Source organism: Mucilaginibacter sp. P4_D1 (assembly GCF_056401935.1).
The window spans coordinates 104,387-125,415 of sequence record NZ_JBFUIJ010000010.1 but is presented as its reverse complement, the minus strand read 5'-3'; the positions used below and the strand labels follow the sequence as shown (position 1 = coordinate 125,415).

Annotated in this window: 33 protein-coding genes; 3 read left to right on the top strand and 30 right to left on the bottom strand. The window is 41.5% G+C overall.

Going from position 1 to position 21,029, the window contains the following annotated elements; all coding sequences use genetic code 11:
• Positions 1 to 170: 170 nt before the first annotated feature.
• The 28 genes from AC1DV1_RS11900 to rplC form a co-directional block, all read right to left on the bottom strand.
• Positions 171 to 1,163: a DNA-directed RNA polymerase subunit alpha gene (locus AC1DV1_RS11900; RefSeq protein ID WP_090643464.1), complete on the bottom strand. Its 993-nt coding sequence runs from the start codon at positions 1,161 to 1,163 to the stop codon at positions 171 to 173.
• A gap of 95 nt (positions 1,164 to 1,258) precedes the next feature.
• A complete protein-coding gene (gene rpsD, locus AC1DV1_RS11895) occupies positions 1,259 to 1,867 on the bottom strand; it encodes a 30S ribosomal protein S4 (protein ID WP_477359167.1) in 609 nt (202 codons plus the stop codon).
• A gap of 64 nt (positions 1,868 to 1,931) precedes the next feature.
• Positions 1,932 to 2,321, bottom strand: a complete 390-nt coding sequence (rpsK, locus tag AC1DV1_RS11890; protein ID WP_090643458.1) for a 30S ribosomal protein S11 — start codon at positions 2,319 to 2,321, stop codon at positions 1,932 to 1,934.
• Between the two features lie 128 nt (positions 2,322 to 2,449).
• Positions 2,450 to 2,827 (bottom strand): 30S ribosomal protein S13, encoded by a 378-nt coding sequence (gene rpsM / locus AC1DV1_RS11885; RefSeq protein WP_090643454.1) that lies wholly within the window; start codon positions 2,825 to 2,827, stop codon positions 2,450 to 2,452.
• Positions 2,828 to 2,916: 89 nt separating this feature from the next.
• Complete coding sequence (gene rpmJ, locus AC1DV1_RS11880; RefSeq protein ID WP_074487407.1) at positions 2,917 to 3,033, bottom strand: 50S ribosomal protein L36; 117 nt, start codon at positions 3,031 to 3,033, stop codon at positions 2,917 to 2,919.
• Between the two features lie 7 nt (positions 3,034 to 3,040).
• Positions 3,041 to 3,259, bottom strand: a complete 219-nt coding sequence (gene infA, locus AC1DV1_RS11875; protein WP_090643449.1) for a translation initiation factor IF-1 — start codon at positions 3,257 to 3,259, stop codon at positions 3,041 to 3,043.
• A gap of 63 nt (positions 3,260 to 3,322) precedes the next feature.
• Positions 3,323 to 4,114 (bottom strand): type I methionyl aminopeptidase, encoded by a 792-nt coding sequence (gene map, locus AC1DV1_RS11870; protein WP_477359164.1) that lies wholly within the window; start codon positions 4,112 to 4,114, stop codon positions 3,323 to 3,325.
• 6 nt (positions 4,115 to 4,120) lie between these two features.
• On the bottom strand, positions 4,121 to 5,461 hold the full coding sequence (secY, locus tag AC1DV1_RS11865) for a preprotein translocase subunit SecY (RefSeq protein WP_147052921.1): 1,341 nt from the start codon (positions 5,459 to 5,461) through the stop codon (positions 4,121 to 4,123).
• A gap of 7 nt (positions 5,462 to 5,468) precedes the next feature.
• Entirely contained in the window at positions 5,469 to 5,915 is a 447-nt protein-coding gene (rplO, locus tag AC1DV1_RS11860) for a 50S ribosomal protein L15 (protein WP_477359161.1), read from the bottom strand.
• A gap of 4 nt (positions 5,916 to 5,919) precedes the next feature.
• A complete protein-coding gene (rpmD, locus tag AC1DV1_RS11855) occupies positions 5,920 to 6,099 on the bottom strand; it encodes a 50S ribosomal protein L30 (protein WP_147052922.1) in 180 nt (59 codons plus the stop codon).
• 6 nt (positions 6,100 to 6,105) lie between these two features.
• Entirely contained in the window at positions 6,106 to 6,624 is a 519-nt protein-coding gene (gene rpsE / locus AC1DV1_RS11850; RefSeq protein ID WP_090643427.1) for a 30S ribosomal protein S5, read from the bottom strand.
• A 12-nt stretch (positions 6,625 to 6,636) separates the two neighbouring features.
• On the bottom strand, positions 6,637 to 6,990 hold the full coding sequence (gene rplR, locus AC1DV1_RS11845) for a 50S ribosomal protein L18 (RefSeq protein WP_259097369.1): 354 nt from the start codon (positions 6,988 to 6,990) through the stop codon (positions 6,637 to 6,639).
• Between the two features lie 5 nt (positions 6,991 to 6,995).
• Complete coding sequence (gene rplF, locus AC1DV1_RS11840; protein ID WP_477359158.1) at positions 6,996 to 7,553, bottom strand: 50S ribosomal protein L6; 558 nt, start codon at positions 7,551 to 7,553, stop codon at positions 6,996 to 6,998.
• Between the two features lie 16 nt (positions 7,554 to 7,569).
• Entirely contained in the window at positions 7,570 to 7,968 is a 399-nt protein-coding gene (rpsH, locus tag AC1DV1_RS11835; RefSeq protein WP_477359155.1) for a 30S ribosomal protein S8, read from the bottom strand.
• A 200-nt stretch (positions 7,969 to 8,168) separates the two neighbouring features.
• Positions 8,169 to 8,438 carry a 30S ribosomal protein S14 gene (rpsN, locus tag AC1DV1_RS11830; RefSeq protein ID WP_090643411.1) on the bottom strand — a complete coding sequence of 90 codons (270 nt, stop codon included), beginning with the start codon at positions 8,436 to 8,438 and terminating at the stop codon, positions 8,169 to 8,171.
• Positions 8,431 to 8,994: a 50S ribosomal protein L5 gene (rplE, locus tag AC1DV1_RS11825; RefSeq protein ID WP_090643407.1), complete on the bottom strand. Its 564-nt coding sequence runs from the start codon at positions 8,992 to 8,994 to the stop codon at positions 8,431 to 8,433. The genes rpsN and rplE overlap by 8 nt, the downstream gene beginning before the upstream one ends.
• A complete protein-coding gene (rplX, locus tag AC1DV1_RS11820) occupies positions 8,994 to 9,338 on the bottom strand; it encodes a 50S ribosomal protein L24 (protein ID WP_147052923.1) in 345 nt (114 codons plus the stop codon). The genes rplE and rplX overlap by 1 nt, the downstream gene beginning before the upstream one ends.
• A 2-nt stretch (positions 9,339 to 9,340) precedes the next feature.
• Positions 9,341 to 9,709 (bottom strand): 50S ribosomal protein L14, encoded by a 369-nt coding sequence (rplN, locus tag AC1DV1_RS11815; RefSeq protein ID WP_073405786.1) that lies wholly within the window; start codon positions 9,707 to 9,709, stop codon positions 9,341 to 9,343.
• 1 nt (position 9,710) lies between these two features.
• Positions 9,711 to 9,965: a 30S ribosomal protein S17 gene (gene rpsQ, locus AC1DV1_RS11810; protein WP_477359152.1), complete on the bottom strand. Its 255-nt coding sequence runs from the start codon at positions 9,963 to 9,965 to the stop codon at positions 9,711 to 9,713.
• Positions 9,966 to 9,985: 20 nt separating this feature from the next.
• Complete coding sequence (gene rpmC, locus AC1DV1_RS11805; protein ID WP_090643399.1) at positions 9,986 to 10,195, bottom strand: 50S ribosomal protein L29; 210 nt, start codon at positions 10,193 to 10,195, stop codon at positions 9,986 to 9,988.
• Between the two features lie 125 nt (positions 10,196 to 10,320).
• Entirely contained in the window at positions 10,321 to 10,743 is a 423-nt protein-coding gene (rplP, locus tag AC1DV1_RS11800) for a 50S ribosomal protein L16 (RefSeq protein WP_090643396.1), read from the bottom strand.
• Positions 10,744 to 10,791: 48 nt separating this feature from the next.
• Positions 10,792 to 11,706, bottom strand: coding sequence for a 30S ribosomal protein S3 (rpsC, locus tag AC1DV1_RS11795; protein ID WP_477359149.1), 915 nt, complete (start codon positions 11,704 to 11,706; stop codon positions 10,792 to 10,794).
• Positions 11,707 to 11,712: 6 nt separating this feature from the next.
• On the bottom strand, positions 11,713 to 12,141 hold the full coding sequence (gene rplV / locus AC1DV1_RS11790) for a 50S ribosomal protein L22 (RefSeq protein WP_477359146.1): 429 nt from the start codon (positions 12,139 to 12,141) through the stop codon (positions 11,713 to 11,715).
• 6 nt (positions 12,142 to 12,147) lie between these two features.
• Positions 12,148 to 12,414 carry a 30S ribosomal protein S19 gene (gene rpsS / locus AC1DV1_RS11785; protein ID WP_076377419.1) on the bottom strand — a complete coding sequence of 89 codons (267 nt, stop codon included), beginning with the start codon at positions 12,412 to 12,414 and terminating at the stop codon, positions 12,148 to 12,150.
• The gene (gene rplB, locus AC1DV1_RS11780) at positions 12,414 to 13,241 is read right to left on the bottom strand and encodes a 50S ribosomal protein L2 (RefSeq protein WP_477359143.1); all 828 of its coding nucleotides are present in this window, start codon (positions 13,239 to 13,241) and stop codon (positions 12,414 to 12,416) included. Before rplB ends, rpsS begins: the two co-directional genes overlap by 1 nt.
• Positions 13,242 to 13,249: 8 nt before the next feature.
• A complete protein-coding gene (gene rplW / locus AC1DV1_RS11775) occupies positions 13,250 to 13,540 on the bottom strand; it encodes a 50S ribosomal protein L23 (RefSeq protein WP_090643376.1) in 291 nt (96 codons plus the stop codon).
• Between the two features lie 2 nt (positions 13,541 to 13,542).
• On the bottom strand, positions 13,543 to 14,175 hold the full coding sequence (gene rplD, locus AC1DV1_RS11770) for a 50S ribosomal protein L4 (RefSeq protein WP_477359140.1): 633 nt from the start codon (positions 14,173 to 14,175) through the stop codon (positions 13,543 to 13,545).
• A gap of 1 nt (position 14,176) precedes the next feature.
• Entirely contained in the window at positions 14,177 to 14,794 is a 618-nt protein-coding gene (gene rplC, locus AC1DV1_RS11765) for a 50S ribosomal protein L3 (protein WP_477359136.1), read from the bottom strand.
• 330 nt (positions 14,795 to 15,124) lie between these two features.
• Here rplC and AC1DV1_RS11760 point away from each other — a divergent pair, with 330 nt between their 5' ends.
• Together AC1DV1_RS11760 and AC1DV1_RS11755 are read left to right on the top strand one after the other, a co-directional pair.
• A complete protein-coding gene (locus AC1DV1_RS11760) occupies positions 15,125 to 16,150 on the top strand; it encodes a hypothetical protein (protein ID WP_477359134.1) in 1,026 nt (341 codons plus the stop codon).
• A gap of 136 nt (positions 16,151 to 16,286) precedes the next feature.
• On the top strand, positions 16,287 to 17,708 hold the full coding sequence (locus tag AC1DV1_RS11755) for a C45 family autoproteolytic acyltransferase/hydolase (protein ID WP_477359131.1): 1,422 nt from the start codon (positions 16,287 to 16,289) through the stop codon (positions 17,706 to 17,708).
• A 78-nt stretch (positions 17,709 to 17,786) separates the two neighbouring features.
• On the opposite strand, the gene AC1DV1_RS11750 is transcribed toward AC1DV1_RS11755, so the two are convergent.
• Together AC1DV1_RS11750 and AC1DV1_RS11745 are read right to left on the bottom strand one after the other, a co-directional pair.
• A complete protein-coding gene (locus AC1DV1_RS11750) occupies positions 17,787 to 17,981 on the bottom strand; it encodes a Txe/YoeB family addiction module toxin (RefSeq protein WP_477359342.1) in 195 nt (64 codons plus the stop codon).
• A 67-nt stretch (positions 17,982 to 18,048) separates the two neighbouring features.
• Positions 18,049 to 18,303 carry a type II toxin-antitoxin system Phd/YefM family antitoxin gene (locus AC1DV1_RS11745; RefSeq protein ID WP_477359128.1) on the bottom strand — a complete coding sequence of 85 codons (255 nt, stop codon included), beginning with the start codon at positions 18,301 to 18,303 and terminating at the stop codon, positions 18,049 to 18,051.
• 164 nt (positions 18,304 to 18,467) lie between these two features.
• On the opposite strand from AC1DV1_RS11745, the gene AC1DV1_RS11740 reads away from it, so the two are divergent.
• A complete protein-coding gene (locus AC1DV1_RS11740) occupies positions 18,468 to 20,936 on the top strand; it encodes a M1 family aminopeptidase (protein ID WP_477359125.1) in 2,469 nt (822 codons plus the stop codon).
• Positions 20,937 to 21,029 lie beyond the last annotated feature (93 nt).

Below are 21,029 nucleotides of genomic sequence, written 5' to 3'. Positions count from 1 at the left end.
GTCCGGCGATTTACTCAAGCCTTCGGAATTATGCCTTCGCTATTTAATAGTATTGAGTTTTAAGTGACGAGTAGTGAGTTTAAAACCCTAAAAAACTAACTACCCTATAAATGACTTGAGTTCCGAGCGACAGAGATAAACTCAACACTCAGAACTCAAGACTTAAAGACTTATTCCTCGTCTAACTTAAATTTAGACAGGTTCATACCAAAAGATAAGCCTTTTGATTTAACCAGGTCCTGAATTTCAGTCAGTGATTTTTTACCAAAGTTCCTGAACTTTAACATATCAGCAACATCGTACGATACTAAATCGGCCAGGCTGCGGATGTCTGCAGCTTTAAGGCAATTTAATGCACGTACAGAAAGATCAAGATCAACCAATTCAGTTTTAAGGATCTTGCGCATGTGCAAAATTTCTTCATCAACTTCTTTAGTTTCTTCTTTAGCCTGTGCTTCTAACATCATGTTTTCATCGCTGAACAACATAAAGTGCTGGATAAGGATCTTTGCAGCTTCCTTCAAAGCATCTTCAGGATGAACAGAACCATCAGTAGCAATATCCAATACTAATTTTTCATAGTCGGTTTTTTGCTCAACACGATAGTTTTCGATGGTATATTTAACGTTCTTTATCGGCGTATAGATAGAGTCGATAGCGATAACGCCAACATTTGCATCAGGATTTTTGTTTTCTTCACTCGGCACGTAACCACGGCCTTTACCAACAGTAAGCTCGATTTCAAGCGTTACCGATGAGTCCATGTTACATAAAACCAGATCAGGATTTAATACTGTAAAGTTGTTGGAGAATTTAGTAATGTCTCCGGCTTTAAAAGCATCCTGGCCATTTATAATAACAAATATTTTCTCGCTGTCGCCAGATTCACCAGTCTTTTTAAAACGAACCTGTTTAAGGTTCAAGATGATCTCGGTTACGTCTTCAACAACACCTTTGATGGTTGAAAACTCATGCGTTACTCCCGAAAAACGTACTGAAGTAATTGCATAACCTTCGAGTGATGAAAGTAAGATACGACGCAGAGCATTACCAATGGTTACACCAAAACCTGGTTCTAACGGACGAAATTCAAACGTACCATCAAAATCATTTGCTTTTTGCATGATAACCTTGTCTGGTTTTTGAAATGCTAAAATTGCCATTTATATCCTTTATTTATTGTTTACTAATTGAAATGATTTTAACCACGAAAATGATTGACAGAATATGCCAACCATCCCCTGGATAATTATTTTTATTATTTTGAATACAACTCGACGATTAGGTTCTCCTTAATGTTTTCAGGAATTTCATCGCGGTTAGGATAGTTAAGGAATGTGCCTGTTAATTCATTTGCATCCCAAGCCAACCAGCTGTATTTGTTGATTCTTCTACCTGCTACTGACGTAGTAATAGCTTCTAATGTTTTAGATTTTTCACGTACAGAGATAACGTCACCAGCTTTTAATGCATATGATGCGATGTTTACAACAGCACCGTTAACATTAATGTGTTTGTGGTTAACCAACTGACGGGCGCCTGAACGTGTAGGTGATATACCTAAACGATAAACAGCGTTATCTAAACGGGCTTCTAAGAATTTCAGCAAGTTTTCACCTGTGATACCTTCTTTAGCCGAAGCGCGGTGAAACAAGTTTTCGAACTGACGCTCTAATACACCGTAAGTGTATTTAACTTTTTGTTTCTCCATTAACTGAGTTGAATACTCAGATTGTTTTCCACGACGTTTTGAAGCGCCATGCATTCCCGGTGGATAGTTTTTACGTTCTAACGCTTTATCCGGACCGAAAATCGGCTCACGGAAACGACGTGCAATTTTGGACTTAGGTCCTGTATATCTGGCCATTTTGTGTATTTTTAAAGTATCTTACAGCCTGTAGCTGTAGAATCTTAGCTTTAAAATCTGTTAATTAAACTCTTCTTCTTTTAGACGGACGGCAACCATTGTGTGGAAGCGGCGTAATGTCTTTGATAGTGGTAACTTCGATACCTGCAGTTTGCAAAGTACGGATAGCCGACTCACGACCAGCACCAGGGCCTTTTACAAACACTTCTACTTTACGCAAACCAAAGTCATAAGCAACTTTACCGCAATCGGCAGCAGCCTGACCGGCAGCATAAGGGGTGTTCTTTTTTGAACCTTTGAAACCCATTTTACCTGCAGATGACCATGAAATAGCCTGTCCGGTTTTGTTGGTAAGGGTGATGATGATGTTGTTAAAAGTAGCATTGATGTGTGCTTCGCCAACCGGCTCAACAATCACAATGCGCTTTTTGGTAACTTTTTTACTTTTAGCCATTTTTTTAATTATTGAATTAATGAATTACTGGGCTATAGAATAACCCTGACCCACCAATCGTGATTATAATTTTTATTCCTGGAAAGCTTAAAGTATATAACTACCCGCCGCTAACCAATCGTTATTTACTACTTAGTAGCTTTCTTTTTGTTAGCAACTGTTTTACGTTTTCCTTTACGGGTACGTGAGTTGTTTTTAGTACGCTGACCACGTAATGGTAAACCTTTACGGTGACGTGTACCACGGTAGCAACCAATGTCCATCAAACGTTTAATGTTCAATTGCACTTCTGAACGAAGTGAACCTTCCACTTTAATCTGATCGTTGATGATTCCACGGATTGAGGCTAACTGCTCATCGGTCCAGTCCTGTACTTTTGTATTAAAATCGATACCTGCCTCAGTCAAAATCTTTTGAGCTGTTGAGCGGCCTATACCGAAAATGTAAGTAAGTCCGATTTCTCCTCTTTTATTCTTTGGTAAATCAATACCTGATATCCTTGCCATATTTTATCTTAATTTATTGAGTTATCGAATTATTGAATTATCGAATACTACTAATCAGTAATTCAACATTCTCCAATTCAAAATTGTTCTTAGCCCTGGCGTTGTTTGTACTTAGGATTCTTCTTGTTAATAACGTAAAGTTTCCCGTTACGGCGAATGATTTTGCAATCTGCGCTGCGTTTTTTAATGGATGCTCTAACTTTCATCTCTTTTTTATTTATATCTATAGGTTATTCTACCCTTACTCAAATCGTACGGACTCATTTCTAATTTCACCCTGTCGCCAGGTAAAATTTTGATGTAGTGCATACGCATCTTGCCGGAAATATGGGCTATAATCTCATGACCGTTCTCCAGCTCAACCCTGAACATTGCATTTGACAATGCCTCTCTAATTGTACCGTCTTGTTCGATCGAAGATTGTTTAGCCATATTTTGTTGATTTTTACTTAATTATCCGCCCTAAAACCGGGATGCAAAATTAATAAAAATTATTTAATTATTATTCTTTTCTTTTAAAACATTATCAACATACTCAAACGTCGATAAAATGTCGGGTTTTCCTTTGCCTATAGCAACAGTATGCTCATAATGAGCAGATGCTTTTTTATCTACAGTTGATACGGTCCATCCATCATCCCAAAATTTAACACCGGCGCGGCCGGCATTTATCATTGGTTCAATGGCAATTACCATCCCCTCTTCAAGCTTAATACCCGATCCACGTTTACCGTAGTTAGGCACTTCGGGTTTTTCGTGAAGTTTAACCCCCACGCCATGCCCCACAAGCTCTTTAACAACTCCAAAGCCATTCTTCTCGGCGTGTTCCTGTATCGCGTAGCCTATATCGCCTATCCGCATGCCTACAACAGCTTTAGCAACACCCAGGTCCAAACACTCCTTGGTTACCCGCATGAGTTTTTTTACTGTGTCGCTTACTTCGCCAATAGCAAAAGTATAAGCCGAGTCGCCTACAAAACCGTTTAATATGGCACCGCAATCAACAGAAACTAAATCACCTTCTACCAGTACATGTTTTCCGGGGAAACCATGCACTACCTGGTCATTTAATGATATGCAGAGGGAGTAGGGAAACCCGCCGTAGTTTAAAAAAGCGGGGATACCGCCGTTATCGCGTATAAAGGTTTCAGCAAGTCTGTCGAGTTCTATAGTCGTAACACCCGGGCCTATTACTTTAGCAACCTCTGCATGTGTTCTTGACACCAGCAGCGCGCTTTCCCGGATCAACTCTATTTCCTCGGCAGACTTGTAAATTATTTTTGACATTCCTTATTAGATCGCTGTCGGACTTGTTCCGGCAGCAGCAGGCATTGCTGTACGTCCTTTAATCCGTCCGGTTTTCATTAAACCATCGTAATGGCGCATCAACAGGTGGCTTTCTATTTGTTGCAATGTATCCAACACAACACCTACCAGGATGATTAACGATGTGCCACCAAAAAATCTTGCGAAAATTGGAGATACACCAACTAAACTGGCAATTGCCGGTATAATTGCGATGATAGCCAGAAAAACAGATCCGGGTAAGGTAATTTTTGATATTACGCCATCTATATAATCCGCAGTTGCTTTACCTGGTTTAACGCCAGGGATAAACCCACCGTTCTTCTTCATATCATCAGCCATCTGGTTAGGGTTAACCGTAATAGCTGTGTAGAAGTAAGTAAACAGGATAATTAACACGCCAAACAGCGTGTTGTGCTGCCATGAATTATAATTTGATAACGCAATTAGTATACCATTTGATGAAATGTTTGGCATAAACTGTTGTACGGTTTGCGGTATAAACATTAACGCCTGCGCAAATATGATAGGCATTACACCCGCAGCATTTACCTTTAACGGTATATACTGGCGCACGCCGCCATATTGTTTATTACCTACTATACGCTTAGCGTACTGCACCGCAATTTTACGGGTGCCCTGTACAATAAGGATAGTAAACATTACAACCCCAATTAAGCCTACAATTTCAACAATGAATGTAATTAAACCACCTGTACCGCTGGTACGTGAGGTAAACTCTGTTAAAAATGCGCCTGGTAATTGGGCTATAATACCAACCATGATGATAAGCGATATACCGTTACCAATCCCTTTGTCTGTAATTTTCTCGCCCAGCCACATTACAAATAATGTACCTGCCGTTAAAACAAACATGTTAAGCACAGTAAAGAATGGGTTACTGATCAGCATAGCCTCAGGAGATATCTGCGATTTTAAATAACCTATAGCCTGTAAAGCCGTGATACCTATGGTTAGGTAACGGGTCCACTGGTTAAGTTTATTACGGCCGCTTTCGCCCTCTTTTTGTAATTTGGTGAAATAAGGCACCGCGATACCCAATAATTGCACCACAATTGAAGCCGAAATATAAGGCATTACACCCAATGCAAAAATAGAGGCATGTGAAAACGAGCCTCCTGAAAACATATTCAGCAATCCTACTAATCCTTCTGCTTTTTGGTTAGCTACTGACGCAGGATTAACCCCCGGTAGTACCACAAAGGAACCTACACGATATATTACAAGAAATAAGAGTGTGTTTATAATACGCACTCTTAAATCTTCTATTTTCCAGATATTGGATAATGTGGTGAAAAATTTCTTCATCCTAAAATTATAGCTTAACTATGGTACCACCAGCTGCTTCAATAGCTTTTTGAGCTGTAGCAGTAAATGCATGTGCCTTAACTTCTAATTTGGCAGTTAATTCGCCACGGCCCAGGATTTTAACCAGGTCGTTACGAGATACCAAACCATGTAATTTCAAGGTATCAAAATCAACAACATCAAGTGTGTATTTTGTTACTAATTCTTGCAATACATCAAGGTTAACACCAGTATACTCTACACGGTTAGGGTTTTTAAAACCAACCTTAGGCACACGGCGTTGTAAAGGCATCTGACCGCCTTCAAAACCTACCTTGGTGCTTGTACCTGAACGTGAACCAGCGCCTTTATGGCCACGGGTTGACGTACCGCCACGGCCAGAACCTGTACCACGGCCAATTCTTTTCCTATTTTTAGTAGAACCTTCTGCAGGTTTTAAATTACTTAAATTCATGATATTAAATATTTTCTACTGCTACCAGGTGGTTAACTTTTCTAACCATACCAATTATAGCTGCAGTTGCCTCAACTTCCACACTGTGGTTAATTTTACGCAAGCCTAATGCTTCTACGGTTCTTTTTTGGCGCTCACTTCTGTCGATCACGCTCTTAATCTGAGTTATTTTGATTTTGGCCATGACTGATTATCCGTTAAATACTTTACCTAAACTAACGCCACGTTGTTGTGCTACAGTATGAGCATCACGTAATTGTGATAACGCAGATACGGTTGCTTTAACCACGTTGTGCGGATTTGATGAACCTTTTGATTTTGCTAACACGTTGTGAATACCTGCAGACTCTAATACTGCACGCATTGCACCACCTGCTATAACACCGGTACCGTTTGCTGCTGGTTTCAAGAAAACAAAACCACCGCTGAATTTACCAATTTGCTCATGAGGGATTGTGTTGTTGATAATAGGAACTTTTACCAGGTTCTTTTTAGCATCATCAATACCTTTTGCAATTGCTTCGGTAACCTCTTTTGCTTTGCCTAATCCGTAACCTACAACACCGTTTTCATCACCTACTACCACGATGGCAGAAAAGCTGAAAGTACGGCCACCTTTGGTTACTTTGGCAACACGCTGTATGCTTACCAAGCGGTCTTTTAATTCGATCTCGCTTGTTTTTACTCTTTTTATGTTGATTGTTGACATTTCTCTTTTCGATTAAAAGTTTAAACCACCTTCACGTGCACCTTCGGCCAGTGACTTAACACGACCATGGTACAAATAACCGTTCCTGTCGAAAACCACATCTTTAATACCCGCTGCGATAGCTTTCTGAGCTACCAGTTTGCCAACGGCTACTGATTGATCAGACTTTGTGCCATCAGCTGCAACGAAATCTTTTGATAAAGATGATGCTGATACGATAGTTTTACCGGTTAAATCGTCAATGATCTGCGCGTAAATACCTTTATTGCTCCTAAATACTGACAGGCGAGGACGCTCTGTTGATCCTGAAAGGCGTTTTCTGATACCTTTTTTAATCCTGTCTCTTCTTGATAATTTAGCTCCCATGACGATTATTTTTTAGATGCTGATTTACCTGCTTTTCTTCTCAATATCTCGCCTACAAACTTAATACCTTTACCTTTGTAAGGCTCTGGAGTACGTAACGAACGTATTTTTGCAGCTACCTGGCCAATTAACTGTTTGTCAATTGATTCAAGTATGATAGTTGGGTTTTTACCCTTATCAGCAGTGGTTGTAACTTTAATTTCTGTTGGCAATTCAAATACATAGTGGTGAGAGTAACCCAACACTAAATCTAATGTATTACCTGTATTTGTAGCACGGTAACCTACACCAACCAACTCCTGTTGTATTTTGTAACCTTCGGTTACGCCTACTACCATGTTGTTGATAAGCGCACGGTATAAACCATGTAATGCTTTGTGACGTTTTTGATCAGACGGGCGTTGAACCACTAACTGACCATCTTCCTGTGCAATGGTGATATCGCTATCAACCGCTTGCTGCAACTCACCTTTAGGGCCTTTTACGGTAACAACATTATCTGCTGATACGGTAACGGTTACTCCTGCTGGCATTGCTATCGGTGCTTTTCCTACTCTTGACATTGCTTAATTTCTCCTATTAATAAACGTAGCATAAAACTTCGCCACCTACATTTTGCTGACGGGCTTCTTTATCAGACATTACGCCTTTAGAAGTTGACAGGATGGCGATACCTAAACCATTTAATACTCTTGGCATTTTATCCATGCCTGCGTATTTCCTCAAACCTGGTTTACTGATGCGCGTAATGCTACGGATAGCAGAAATTTTAGTTATCGGGTGGTACTTTAAAGCCACTTTAATAGTGCCCTGTACTGTACTGTCTTCAAACTTGTAATTGGCAATGTAACCTTTGTCGAAAAGCACCTTGGTGATTTCCTTTTTCAGATTTGATGCAGGAATTTCAACAACCCTATGGTTGGCTTTAATAGCATTCCTTACTCTTGTAAGATAATCTGCGATTGGATCTGTATTCATTTTATTGGGTTATGATAGTGGTTTCCTTCCCGTAACATCCGGGACGACCTTCCATCGGTTAATTCTCTTTTATAGTATCAAGTAGTTAGTATCAAGTATCAAGATTTTGTCTTGTTTTTTGATGCTAACTACCTCTACTCTTTAATACCGTTCGCAAGGTATGTCTTGCTACTTGATACTATATACTTGCTACTGAAAAATTACCAGCTTGCTTTCTTTACTCCCGGGATTTTGCCATCAAGAGCCATTTCACGGAATGTTACGCGTGAAATACCAAACTGACGCATGTAACCACGTGGGCGGCCGGTTAATTTACAACGGTTGTGTAATTTTACCGGAGATGATGCCTTAGGTAATTTATCTAAACCAACGTAATCGCCGGCTTCTTTAAGGGCTGCTCTTTTCTCTGCGTATTTAGCAACCAATTTAGCGCGCTTTACTTCACGAGCTTTTACACCTTCTTTAGCCATTGCTATTTTGATTTTTAAATGGTAATCCAAATTGTTTCAACAACTCCAATGCTTCAACATCGTTTGTTGCGGAGGTTACAAAGGTAATATCCATACCTTGGATTTTATTGATTTTGTCAATATTTATCTCAGGGAATATAATTTGCTCTGTAATACCTAAAGTATAGTTACCTCTGCCGTCAAAACCTTTGTCGTTGATGCCTTTAAAGTCACGGATACGTGGCAGGGCAACAGCGATTAAACGATCTAAAAACTCATACATTGTGTTGTCACGCAAGGTAACACGTACGCCAACCGGCATATTTTTACGCAATTTAAAGTTCGAGATATCTTTTTTAGATTTTGAAGATACTGCCTGCTGGCCAGTGATGGTTGTTAACTCGGTGATGGTGTTCTCGATAAGTTTTTTATCGGTAGTAGCACCGCCAACACCCTGGTTAATGGCAATTTTCTCCAGTTTAGGAACCTGCATTACACTTTTGTACTGAAATTTATCTTTCAGTGCGGTGCGAATTTCGTCCTTGTATTTTGTTTTTAATCTTGGTACGTAAGTCATTACTTAATTTCCTCCCCTGATTTTTTTGCTACCCTTACTAATTTGCCGGCATCGTTCAATTTACGGCCAACACGGGTTGTATTACCTGATTTAGGGTCAACCAGCGCAAGGTTTGAAATATGTATAGCAGCTTCTTGTTTAACAATTCCGCCGTTAGGGTTAGCAGCATTAGGTTTGGTATGTTTTGATACCATATTGGCACCTTCAACAACAGCCCTGTTTTTTGCTATTATCACCTCAACTACTTTACCTTGCGATCCTTTTGAATCGCCGGCTATAACTTTTACCAGGTCGCCTTTGCGAATTTTCAGTTTGCCTGGTGTTGCAACTTTTTTCTTTTCCATGATTACAATACCTCCGGTGCTAATGATACAATTTTCATAAATTGTTTCTCACGCAGTTCTCTTGCAACAGGGCCAAAGATACGTGTGCCTCTTGGCTCATCCTGGTTATTTAACAAAACAGCTGCGTTATCGTCGAAACGGATGTATGAACCATCTTTTCTGCGGATCTCTTTTTTGGTGCGTACTACTACGGCTTTTGATACAGTACCTTTTTTTACGTTACCTGATGGTAAAGCGCTTTTTACGGTTACTACTATCTTATCGCCTATAGATGCATACCTTTTGCCGGTACCACCTAACACGCGGATCACTAAAACTTCTTTAGCGCCACTGTTATCGGCTACGTTTAATCTTGATTCCTGTTGTACCATCTTATTTAGCCCTTTCTAAAATTTGAACTACTCTCCAGTTTTTGCTCTTGCTCAGCGGGCGGGTTTCCATAATCAATACGGTATCGCCAATGCCACAAGTATTGGTCTCATCATGAGCCATAAATTTTGTGGTTTTTTTCACGAATTTACCGTAGATAGGGTGTTTCACTTTACGCTCAACAGCCACTACAATAGATTTTTCCATCTTATTGCTAACCACCAGGCCGGTACGTGTTTTTCTTAAATTTCTTTCCATTTTTCTGAATGCTTAAAAAATTAATTCTTTTCAGAAGCCGACGCCGCTTTGCGTTTTGTTAATTCAGTATTTAACTGAGCAATTCCCTTGCGTACCTTTGTTATACGGGATGGATTCTCGATAGCCGATACTGCGTGAGCAAATTTCAATTTGGTAAGGGTTGACCTTTCCTCGCCGATTTTTGCTACCAGTTCTTCTGTAGATAGTCCCAAAATTTCTGAGTTCTTCATCTTCTTGTGTTATTTGTTGTAATAGTAGAAAGTTTCAACGTTGTATTGTTTTGGTTTGATGGTTGAAAGTTCGGCATCTAACTTTACAACATGAGAAAACTTTACAACTTTTCAACTCTTCCAATTTATGCTTCTACGTAATCCCTACGTACAATAAATCTTGTTTGTACCGGAAGTTTTTGTGCTGCAAGGCGCAAAGCCTCTTTAGCAACTTCCATAGGCACACCTTCGGCCTCAAAAATGATCCTTCCGGGGCGTACTACCGCTACCCAGTACTCAGGAGCACCTTTACCTTTACCCATACGTACCTCTGCTGGTTTCTTGGTTACAGGCTTGTCAGGGAAAATCCTGATCCACACCTGACCTTCACGTTTCATAAAACGTGTTACAGCAATACGTGCAGCCTCGATCTGGCGGCTGGTTATCCATGCCGCTTCGAGTGATTTTACACCGAAAGATCCGAATGAAAGTTCAGCACCACGAGTGGCTAAACCTTTCATCCTGCCTTTTTGCATCTTTCTGAACTTCGTTCTTTTTGGCTGTAGCATTTTCTTAAGCTTTTATATCGTTACGATATTTGTCTTTCTATTTTATAATTATCTCTTTCCTGGGCCACCTGGACGGTTACCGCCACCTTGACCACCTGGACGGCTGCCACCTGGACCACCCGGACGGCTGTTACCGCCACCACGAGGACCACCTTGACCACTTGCTCCAGGACCGCCTCTGCGATCGCCACCACCTGGTTTCCTGTCATTTCTGCGTTCGCCACCACGTTCGCCACCGCGAGCGTTATCACGACCACCGAATGCCGGAGCACCATCTGGCCTGCCACCTTTACCGCTTGCGCTGCTTGCACCACCAATGTTTGGTGATAAATCGCGTTTGCCGTAAACTTCGCCTTTACAGATCCATACTTTAACACCTATTTTACCATAAGTAGTTAATGCTTCTGCTAATGCGTAGTCAATATCAGCACGGAAAGTGTGCAAAGGAATTCTTCCTTCTTTATATTGTTCGCTACGTGCCATCTCAGCGCCACCTAAACGGCCTGATGTCATGATCTTAATACCTTCAGCACCCATTCTCATGGTTGAAGCGATAGTAGTTTTCATGGCACGACGGAAAGAGATACGTGCTTCTAATTGTTTTGCAATACCTTCTGCCACTAATTGTGCATCAAGCTCAGGGCGTTTAATTTCAAAGATGTTGATCTGAACTTCCTTTTTGGTAAGTTTTTTCAACTCTTCTTTAATCTTATCAACTTCGGCACCGCCTTTACCAATCACAATACCCGGACGGGCAGTGTGGATAGTTACAGTGATGCGTTTTAATGTGCGTTCGATAACCACTTTTGATACACCACCTTTAGCGATACGTGCTGAAAGGTATTTGCGGATTTTTTCGTCTTCAACTAATTTGTCGGCATAATGATTGCCACCGAACCAATTAGAATCCCAACCTCTGATGATTCCTAATCTGTTACCTATTGGATGTGCTTTCTGTCCCATTTCAAATTAATTGTTTTCGTTTTTACTATCCACAACCAGTGTTACATGGTTTGAGCGTTTACGGATACGGTATCCCCTTCCTTGCGGAGCAGGGCGTAACCTTTTTAGCTGACGGCCACCGCCTACTGAGATTTCTTTAATAAACAAGCCATGATCTTCGGCTTTTTTACCTTCGTTTTTTGCTTCCCAGTTAGTAATTGCCGATACTAATAATTTCTCTACGCGGATGGCAGCTTCTTTATTAGTAAACTTTAAGATACTTAAAGCTGAAAATACATTTTTACCACGAACCAGGTCAACTACCAAACGCATCTTGCGTGGTGAAGTTGGGCAGTCCTGTAACTTGGCAACAGATGCACCACCGGTAAGGGCCTTTGCAGCTTCTTTTTGTTGCCTGATTAGTACAGACTTTTTAATTTTTGTTGTTGCTTCCATTGCCTGTTATTTTTTCTTCTCTGCGTGACCGCGGAATGTACGGGTTGGAGCAAATTCTCCCAACTTGTGACCAACCATGTTTTCTGTTACATACACCGGGATAAACTTGTTACCATTGTGTACTGCGAATGTGTGACCAACGAAATCAGGAGAGATCATGGAACGACGTGACCATGTTTTTACAACTGATTTTTTGCTTGATTCATTCAAGGTCAGAACTTTTCTTTCCAGGTTATGATCAATATAAGGTCCTTTTTTAATTGAACGTGCCATTATTTTTTCCTTCTTTCAATGATATAACGATCCGACCCTTTTTTCTTATCACGAGTTTTGTAGCCTTTAGCTAACAAACCTTTACGTGAACGTGGATGACCACCTGAGGCTCTACCCTCACCACCACCCATAGGGTGATCTACCGGGTTCATGGCAACACCACGAACACGCGGCCTGCGGCCTAACCAACGTTTGCGGCCTGCTTTACCTAACACCGCGTTTGCTCTTTCGCCGTTTGAAACGGTACCGATAGTTGCCAAACAAGTTGACAATATCATACGTGTTTCGCCTGAAGGCAATTTGATGATGGCATATTTACCATCGCGCGCCGAAAGCTGGGCATAAGTACCGGCACTGCGGGCAATAACACCACCCTGGCCTGGGTTTAACTCAATGTTGTGGATGATAGAACCTAACGGGATGTTCTTCAAAGGCATGGTGTTACCAACCTCTGGAGTAGCTGTCTCGCCGGCTACAACTACCGTTCCAACTGTTAAGCCTTCCGGAGCTATCATGTATCGTTTTTCACCATCAACAAAATGTAACAGTGCTATACGTGCCGAACGGTTAGGATCGTACTCGATAGTTGCCACTTTTGCCGGGATGTCAAATTTATTACGTTTGAAATCAATCAGCCTGTATGCTTGTTTATGACCACCACCCATGTAGCGCATAGTCATTTTACCGGTGTTGTTACGACCGCCCGATCTGGTGTTGGCTGCTTCAACCAACGATTTTTCAGGAACGTTTGTTGTGATATCTGAGTTAGATACATCAACTCTGAAGCGGGTACCCGGTGTAACCGGTTTAAATCTCTTTACTGCCATCTCTATAATTATATATTGCTGTAAAAATCAATTGTTTGCCCGTCATTTAACGTAATGATCGCTTTTTTATACGTAGCAGCACGGCCAGATACGGCGCCTGCCTTAGTATTGCGAGTTTTAAGTTTTCCGACGTATTTCATGGTGTTTACCGCCTTAACGTTTACACCATACATTGCCTCAATGGCGCCTTTAATCTGAATTTTGTTTGCTCTGTGATCAACTTTGAAAGCATAACGGTTAAGTTTCTCGGTTAATTGAGTTACTTTTTCAGTAAGTAGGGGTTTCTTTAAAATTTCCATAATTACTTAGCTAATGCTTCCTCCAAAGTTTTAACAGCGCCTGTAGTTAATAACAGTTTACCAGCGTTTAACACATCATAAGTGTTTAGCTGCTCAACCGAAATTACTTTCGTTTTCTTCAGGTTTCTGCTTGATAAATACACATTGTTGTTTTCAGCTGCTGCTACTACTAATAATGTTTTGTCATTAGTAACATTCAGGTCAGCTTCCATTTTAATGTAGTTTTTAGTTTTGATGCTATCAAAATTAAAATCTTCCAATACTAAAATGTTGTTATCCTTTGCTTTGTATGATAAAGCCGATTTACGGGCCAGTGATTTTAACTTCTTGTTTAACTTGAAGCTGTAATCGCGGGGCTGCGGACCGAAAACGCGACCACCACCATTAAATAATGGAGATTTAACGCTACCTGCACGGGCACCACCTGTACCTTTTTGTTTATATAATTTGCGGGTTGAACCTGCAATCTCGTTACGCTGTTTTGCTTTGTGTGTACCCTGACGTTGGTTAGCTAAAAACTGCTTAACATCAAGATAGATCGCGTGATCGTTTGGTTCAATACCGAATACCGACTCAGGAAGTTGCACCTTGGCACCTGTTTCTTTACCTGATACGTTTAATACGTTTACTTCCATCTTATTTATCCACTATTACGAATGAACCCTTAGCTCCGGGGATGGAACCTTTAACAACCAACAGGTTTTGCTCAGCGTAAACCTTAATCACTTGTAAGTTCTGTGCTTTAACACGAACGTTACCGGTTTGACCTGCCATGCGCATGCCTTTAAATACACGCGACGGCCATGATGACGCACCCAAAGATCCTGGCGCACGTAAACGATTATGCTGACCGTGAGTTTGCATACCCACACCACCAAAACCGTGACGTTTTACCACACCCTGAAATCCTTTACCTTTTGAAGTACCAACTACATCAACAAAATCTCCCGCAGCAAAAATATCAACAGTGATGGTATCACCTAATGATTTTTCGTCCTGGAAAGTTTTGAATTCAACAAGCTTACGCTTTGGAGTTGTACCGGCTTTTTGGAAGTGTCCTTTTAACGGACCAGAAGTGTTTTTTTCCTTTTTGTCGCCATATGCCAGCTGTACAGCAGCATATCCGTCTGTATCTACAGACTTAACTTGTGTTACCACGCAAGGGCCAGCTTCGATTACGGTGCAAGGAATATTCTTCCCTGTTTCGTCGAAAATGCTGGTCATTCCTACTTTTTTACCAATAATTCCTGACATTTCTTTAATTTATTTGTGTCCATCGAAGCAGTAGGGCTTCGTTCAAGACATATTATTCCCCCCGAAAGGGACGGCAAAGATAGAAACTTTACAGTAATAATCAAATAGTTAGTGAGTTATTTTTTTATAAATTTTATATACTTGTTTTAACCTGCGTTTCCGGGCTATCTTGTTGGGGGCTAATTGATTTATATTGGTGCAAAAGTAAAGTAGTTTATCGTATTTTGCCGGGCGTTAATAAAGGTGCACCTGAGCAGAAATATCGGATGTCAAAATTACGCGCGTTAGCTCAGGAGTGCCACATAAAACCATATCTTTAAAAGCAGCATTATGCCCATAACCTCACTCACCCGAAACGTTATTTTAATTACCATAATAGCCATTTTGATATTTTTAGGCGGATGGGCATTACTGCATGCGGTGGCATTAAACATGAGGAACAAAGTTGCAGACGGCCTGCTGGCCGATTTTATCGTTACTTTTCCTGTTTTATACTACTTTATAATTATTCGCCCCTCGCAAACTTCGGCAAAACGGCTGTTGTTTGTTGTAAGTATATGCTCGGTGATTGCCTACCTGATACTTCCTGCACAGCAAAAAGCGTACATATTGCAAATCCGTAAACTGTCGGCCCTTGCCGAACTCCTGTTTGTTATTTATGCCCTTACCAAAATCAATAAACTACGATTGGCCTACAAATATCAAAAGGAGCTACTTCCCGATCCCATCTACAATTTACGACTTGCAATGGCCAGCACCATGGGCGACTCGTTAGGCGTAAAAGTTATCGCTTCGGAATTGGCTGTATTAAAATATGGCCTGCTATCATGGAAAAAAGAAAAACCCACGCTCACCCAAAGTCGTTCATTTAGTACGCATAAGGATTTTGGTTACATAGCTATTTGGTGCATCCTCTTCGTGGCCATTATGGTCGAAACATTTGCCTTTCACCTGCTGCTGCTAAAATGGAGCCATTTGGCGGCTATGATCGTTACGGGACTTACTCTTTACGGTGTTATTTTCCTGCTTGCCGATCTATCTGCAGTAATTAAAAGACGAGTGGAAATTAACCAAACCACGCTTCTTTTACGCACAGGCTTACGCTGGCGAGCTATAGTTGATATCGCTAACATCTGCTCCATAAACAAAATTGTTAACGATTACCATTCAGATGATATTTACTTTAAAGGGGGAATAATAAAAAGCAGTGGCAACCTCCTTATATCTTTTAAAGAACCGGTGCAGGTAGATAAGCTGTACGGTAAAAGCAAAATGGCTAACACCATATTAATGAACATTGACAATTACGAAGCATTTGCCGAAATGATAAATAATTGCGTAAAAGCACTTAACTGATATTTGAAGGGTAATATCCTGTGCGCTTATACCGCACAGGCATAAATCGTGGGGCCGGAATTAGCTGCCACTCCTGTTGCTATCGCCATTTTCTTTCCCTATATTCATCCATCTAACAATTAAGCAGTTAAACACGATGAAATACTTCCCCCAAACGCTTTCAATCATCTTTATCACCACCCTGTTATTTGCCTGCAAGCAAAAACCCACAGAAAAAACTACCGTAGCGCATGACCGCATGGGCAAAGCCTCCCGCGAAGACAAAAACGGATGGATTTACGTGCACCTGGCGGGTTCGCCTGCCGATATCGGTTATCAGCACGGCTACCTCCTATCTAAAGAAATTGATACCTTAATAAAGGTAATGCAGTATTACCTGCCCTATACCAGCAAAAAGGACTGGGCCTTTTACCGCAAGGCATCGGCCCGGTTTATGTGGGGTAAAATTGGTAAAGAATACCAGGACGAGATTCGTGGTATAACCGAAGGCCTACAGGCCAAAGGAATGAAATATGATACCCTGGATATCACCGCGCTTAATGCCAACATCGAGCTTGCCCAATATTATGTGCCGGGCCTGATGAACAAAGTAAAACCCGGCAGCGGCGATAACAAAGCACCGGGAAATTGCAGCGCCTTTATAGCTACAGGAAAATATACCAAAGATGGTAAAATAGTGATAGGCCATAATAACTGGACGGATTATATTGAAGGTGAACGCTGGAACATAATTGCAGATATCGTTCCCGAAAAGGGCAACCATATATTGATGGATACCGCGCCTGGCTTTATCCATAGCGGCGATGATTTTGTAGAAACCAGCAGCGGCATTGTGATAACCGAAACTACCATTACCGGCTTTAAAGGCTTCGATACCACCCGCACCCCCGAGTTTGTACGCGCCCGCAAAGCCGCCCAGTATAGTAATAGCATTGATGACGTGATTAAGATAATGACTACCGATAATAATGGCGGTTACGCTAACGACTGGCTCATTGGCGATACTAAAACAAACGAAGTGGCCAAACTGGAGCTGGGCCTTAAAACCATGAAAGTATGGCGATCAAAAGATACCGCCATGATAGGCTCAAACTTCCCGGCCGACCCTAACCTGATTAAACAGGAGACCACATTTGATGTAAACAACAAAACAAGTTCGCCAAATGCCCGCAAACTGCGCATGGAAAAACTAGTTTGTGTTAACTACAAAGGCAAACTTAATGCCGATAACGGTAAAACTATTGAAGGCGATACTTTTGACGCGCTCGACAATAAAACCGCGCTAAACCGTTGCGTTATTGACGGCCATGTTGATAAAGACCCTAAAGGCTGCCCGGAGTGGAGCGAAGGCCCCTACTACCCCATGGGTGCCGTACAAGGCAAAGTGGCTACTGCCGATATGATTAGCAAATTACAGCTATGGGCGCATATGGGGCACCCAGGCGGCGACGATTTCCTGGCAGCACCCTTCCTGAAACAACACCCCGAATATAACTACCAGGCCAAATATTTACGGGATATGAAAGCCTATCCGTGGACGTTGTTTGCGGCTAAATAAAATCAGAATTTGTAGAATTCAAAATGACTGAACACAAAAAAGCCTTGCAGGTTGGAAACATTGCAAGGCCTTTTTGTTTTAAATTTGATAATGGTATCGGCATTGCAAAATATGCAACCGGCCGTCTTTAACTTTATAAATCAAACGGTGTTCGTCGGTTATCCTGCGGCTCCAGCAGCCGGCAAAATTTCCTTTTAAGGGTTCGGGTTTACCAATACCTTTAAATGGCGAGCGCAAACATTCTTTAATTAGCGCATTAATTCTATCCAACACCTTTCTATCGGCTTGCTGCCAATGTAAGTAATCTTCCCAGCCTTGGGTTTGCCAAACCAATTCCAATTTAATCGTTTATTAATTTGTGCTGATAAAAGGCTCCGCTATCCATTTCGTCAATCGCATCCTGCAAGCGCTTCCTGTTTGCTTCGCTTTTAACAATATGTAATGTCTCTGTCATTGCATTATACTCATCAAGCCCAATTACTACCACATTTTTGCCTTTGCTCCGCGATACAATAACAACTTCGGCATCGTCATTTACTTTATCTAAATTCCGGGCAAGGTTTTTCCGAAATTCCGTATAATTTAAAACCTCCATAGCTTAAGTACTTAATTAAGTACAAATTTAAGTATTTTAAATTGAATTTACCAGCCATTTCCATTGTCGCAACACATGATGAGCTAAATCAATAAATAAATAGTACTATGTTATAAATAGTACTATACAATATCATATATTTGTTCGTACCAAATCGAATGAATATGAAAAAGCTTTTTGTAACCTCGCTGTTTTGCGCCGGTTTAGCTACCCCTGGCGCTTTTAACCAGGTATTTGCCCAGGAAAAGCCTGCAAACCCAATCGCAACTACATACCAGGAAACGCCGGCTAAGATTAATGACCTGGTGCATACCAAACTGGCGGTAAGTTTTGATTATAAAAAACGCTACCTATACGGTAAAGAGTGGCTTACGCTAAAACCTCACTTTTACTCAACCGATACCTTAAGGCTGGATGCCAAGGGGATGGACCTGAAAAACATTTCCGTTGTAAAAAATGGTAAAAAATATCCACTTAAATTTAGTTACGACAGCCTTACCGTTGCAGTTAAGTTAGATAGGGTTTATCATAACAACGAAAGCTACACGCTATTCATCAATTACACAGCCAAACCCAATGAATTAAAAACCTCCCGCAAGCACGGGAAAGGCCTGTATTTTATTAACCCCGATGGTACGGAAAAAAATAAGCCAATCCAGATCTGGACAGAAGGCGAGCCGGAAAGTTCATCGGCCTGGTTCCCTACCATTGATAAACCCAATCAAAAAACAACCAGCGAAATCAGCATAACGGTTCCGGCCAAATATGTTACCTTATCAAATGGCAGGCTGGCATCACAAAAAGTCAATGCCGGCAATACCCGCACCGATACCTGGAAAATGGAACTGCCCAATGCGCCTTACCTGTTTATGATGGCCGTGGGCGATTTCGCGATTTACAAAGACAGTTGGCACGGCAAAGAGGTAAGCTACTATGTTGAGCCCAAGTATGCGCCTTACGCAAAAGATATATTTGGTTTTACGCCGGATGCCATGAGCTTTTTTTCAAAAATTACCGGGGTGGATTATCCGTGGAATAAATACGCGCAAATTACCGTGCGTGACTATGTAAGCGGAGCTATGGAAAATACAACGGCTATGATGACCGGCGAAGGTGCCCAGGCCACCAGGCGCGAACTAGTTGACCGGATTCATAACGATTTTGGCAGCATCCATGAACTGTTTCACCAATGGTTTGGCGATTATGTAACTACCGAAAGCTGGAGCAACCTTACCCTCAATGAATCATTTGCCGACCTGGGTGAAATACTCTGGGCCGAACACCGCTACGGCCAGGATGCCGCGGATGAACATATCCAGGAGGGCTTACAAGGTTACCTGGGCAGCCCCCAAAATGCCACAAAAAACCTGGTGCGTTTTTATTATAACGATAGCCAGGATGTATTTGATGGCGTTACCTACCAAAAAGGCGGCCGCATACTGAATATGCTGCGCCATTATTTAGGGAACGATGCTTTTTATAAAGGACTGAATATTTACCTGACAACAAACGCCTTCAAAAATGCCGAAGCCCAACAACTTCGCCTGGCTATGGAGGAGGCCAGTGGCCTTGATTTGAATTGGTTTTTTAACCAATGGTATTACGGCGCCGGGCACCCGGAGCTAAACATTAGCTATAGTTGGGATGAGCGCAGTAAAAAGCAAACCATATACCTGCAACAAACCCAAAGCGGGCAAGTTTTCACACTGCCGTTTGCGGTAGATATTTACGTAGCTGGCAAAAAAGAACGTCACCAGGTTTGGATGCGCGGTAAGGCAGATACCTTAACTTACACCCTGCCGTTAAAACCCGACCTGGTAAACGTTGATGGCGACAAGCTGTTGCTTGCCAAAAAAACTGATCATAAAACCCTGGACGAGTATGCATTCCAATACGAACAGGCTCCTTTATATCTTGATCGTTACGAGGCTATTGAAGCAGCAACATCGTCGCAAAAAACGCCGTTAGGCCAAAGGATATTAATCGGTGCTTTAAAAGACAAATACTTTGGTTTACGCCTTAAAGCCCTGCGTGCTTTAAACATGGATAACGATACCATCCGCACCGCGGCGTACCCCTTGATTGTTGGCATTGCCCAAAAAGACGATAACCCATTAGCACAAGCCCAGGCCATTGTACTTTTGGGGAAATATAAAAAAAACACCGACCTTGAACTATTAAAGCAAGCTTTAAAAAGCCAATCATACGCCGTACAGGGCGCCGCTTTATGGGCGATAAACCAAGTAAACCCCGCCGAGGCAATGACGTTGGCACCACGCTACGAGAAAGATAATGAAGGAGATTTAACCAACGCCCTATTCACCGTTTATACTGCAAATGCCGGGGACGACAAATGGGATTACATATTCACGTTTTACATGAGCCGGTTTCAAGAATCACGGTATAAGCTTACCGACAAATTTGCTGCCTATATAGGCAGGATAAAAAGCCAGGAACATGCACTGCAAGGGATTACCGAGATAAAAAAACTGGGCGTTGAATTTAAAAAGTACATTGGCCCGCAGATTATAGCCGTATTAATCAAGTTAAAAACTCAAAGGGCCGGATTAAACGATGGCACCTCGGCAAAGGCAATTGATGACGCGATTGCCGGGATTAATAAGGCAAAGTAATTGGTTATACTCTGTTTTAAAGCTACTTTTAAGTTAATAGTAATAAGTCCTGAGTCAAAAGTTGATTTTCTTCTCTTTTTGACTTAGAACTTA

What these genes read in the sequence shown, in the direction of transcription:
- AC1DV1_RS11900 (WP_090643464.1), bottom strand. Translation starts at nt 1,163, where the DNA reads ATGGCAATTTTAGCATTTCAAAAACCAGACAAGGTTATCATGCAAAAA.
- rpsD (WP_477359167.1), bottom strand. Translation starts at nt 1,867, where the DNA reads ATGGCCAGATATACAGGACCTAAGTCCAAAATTGCACGTCGTTTCCGT.
- rpsK (WP_090643458.1), bottom strand. Translation starts at nt 2,321, where the DNA reads ATGGCTAAAAGTAAAAAAGTTACCAAAAAGCGCATTGTGATTGTTGAG.
- rpsM (WP_090643454.1), bottom strand. Translation starts at nt 2,827, where the DNA reads ATGGCAAGGATATCAGGTATTGATTTACCAAAGAATAAAAGAGGAGAA.
- rpmJ (WP_074487407.1), bottom strand. Translation starts at nt 3,033, where the DNA reads ATGAAAGTTAGAGCATCCATTAAAAAACGCAGCGCAGATTGCAAAATC.
- infA (WP_090643449.1), bottom strand. Translation starts at nt 3,259, where the DNA reads ATGGCTAAACAATCTTCGATCGAACAAGACGGTACAATTAGAGAGGCA.
- map (WP_477359164.1), bottom strand. Translation starts at nt 4,114, where the DNA reads ATGTCAAAAATAATTTACAAGTCTGCCGAGGAAATAGAGTTGATCCGG.
- secY (WP_147052921.1), bottom strand. Translation starts at nt 5,461, where the DNA reads ATGAAGAAATTTTTCACCACATTATCCAATATCTGGAAAATAGAAGAT.
- rplO (WP_477359161.1), bottom strand. Translation starts at nt 5,915, where the DNA reads ATGAATTTAAGTAATTTAAAACCTGCAGAAGGTTCTACTAAAAATAGG.
- rpmD (WP_147052922.1), bottom strand. Translation starts at nt 6,099, where the DNA reads ATGGCCAAAATCAAAATAACTCAGATTAAGAGCGTGATCGACAGAAGT.
- rpsE (WP_090643427.1), bottom strand. Translation starts at nt 6,624, where the DNA reads ATGTCAACAATCAACATAAAAAGAGTAAAAACAAGCGAGATCGAATTA.
- rplR (WP_259097369.1), bottom strand. Translation starts at nt 6,990, where the DNA reads ATGGGAGCTAAATTATCAAGAAGAGACAGGATTAAAAAAGGTATCAGA.
- rplF (WP_477359158.1), bottom strand. Translation starts at nt 7,553, where the DNA reads ATGTCAAGAGTAGGAAAAGCACCGATAGCAATGCCAGCAGGAGTAACC.
- rpsH (WP_477359155.1), bottom strand. Translation starts at nt 7,968, where the DNA reads ATGAATACAGATCCAATCGCAGATTATCTTACAAGAGTAAGGAATGCT.
- rpsN (WP_090643411.1), bottom strand. Translation starts at nt 8,438, where the DNA reads ATGGCTAAAGAAGGTGTAAAAGCTCGTGAAGTAAAGCGCGCTAAATTG.
- rplE (WP_090643407.1), bottom strand. Translation starts at nt 8,994, where the DNA reads ATGACTTACGTACCAAGATTAAAAACAAAATACAAGGACGAAATTCGC.
- rplX (WP_147052923.1), bottom strand. Translation starts at nt 9,338, where the DNA reads ATGGAAAAGAAAAAAGTTGCAACACCAGGCAAACTGAAAATTCGCAAA.
- rplN (WP_073405786.1), bottom strand. Translation starts at nt 9,709, where the DNA reads ATGGTACAACAGGAATCAAGATTAAACGTAGCCGATAACAGTGGCGCT.
- rpsQ (WP_477359152.1), bottom strand. Translation starts at nt 9,965, where the DNA reads ATGGAAAGAAATTTAAGAAAAACACGTACCGGCCTGGTGGTTAGCAAT.
- rpmC (WP_090643399.1), bottom strand. Translation starts at nt 10,195, where the DNA reads ATGAAGAACTCAGAAATTTTGGGACTATCTACAGAAGAACTGGTAGCA.
- rplP (WP_090643396.1), bottom strand. Translation starts at nt 10,743, where the DNA reads ATGCTACAGCCAAAAAGAACGAAGTTCAGAAAGATGCAAAAAGGCAGG.
- rpsC (WP_477359149.1), bottom strand. Translation starts at nt 11,706, where the DNA reads ATGGGACAGAAAGCACATCCAATAGGTAACAGATTAGGAATCATCAGA.
- rplV (WP_477359146.1), bottom strand. Translation starts at nt 12,141, where the DNA reads ATGGAAGCAACAACAAAAATTAAAAAGTCTGTACTAATCAGGCAACAA.
- rpsS (WP_076377419.1), bottom strand. Translation starts at nt 12,414, where the DNA reads ATGGCACGTTCAATTAAAAAAGGACCTTATATTGATCATAACCTGGAA.
- rplB (WP_477359143.1), bottom strand. Translation starts at nt 13,241, where the DNA reads ATGGCAGTAAAGAGATTTAAACCGGTTACACCGGGTACCCGCTTCAGA.
- rplW (WP_090643376.1), bottom strand. Translation starts at nt 13,540, where the DNA reads ATGGAAATTTTAAAGAAACCCCTACTTACTGAAAAAGTAACTCAATTA.
- rplD (WP_477359140.1), bottom strand. Translation starts at nt 14,175, where the DNA reads ATGGAAGTAAACGTATTAAACGTATCAGGTAAAGAAACAGGTGCCAAG.
- rplC (WP_477359136.1), bottom strand. Translation starts at nt 14,794, where the DNA reads ATGTCAGGAATTATTGGTAAAAAAGTAGGAATGACCAGCATTTTCGAC.
- AC1DV1_RS11760 (WP_477359134.1), top strand. Translation starts at nt 15,125, where the DNA reads ATGCCCATAACCTCACTCACCCGAAACGTTATTTTAATTACCATAATA.
- AC1DV1_RS11755 (WP_477359131.1), top strand. Translation starts at nt 16,287, where the DNA reads ATGAAATACTTCCCCCAAACGCTTTCAATCATCTTTATCACCACCCTG.
- AC1DV1_RS11745 (WP_477359128.1), bottom strand. Translation starts at nt 18,303, where the DNA reads ATGGAGGTTTTAAATTATACGGAATTTCGGAAAAACCTTGCCCGGAAT.
- AC1DV1_RS11740 (WP_477359125.1), top strand. Translation starts at nt 18,468, where the DNA reads ATGAAAAAGCTTTTTGTAACCTCGCTGTTTTGCGCCGGTTTAGCTACC.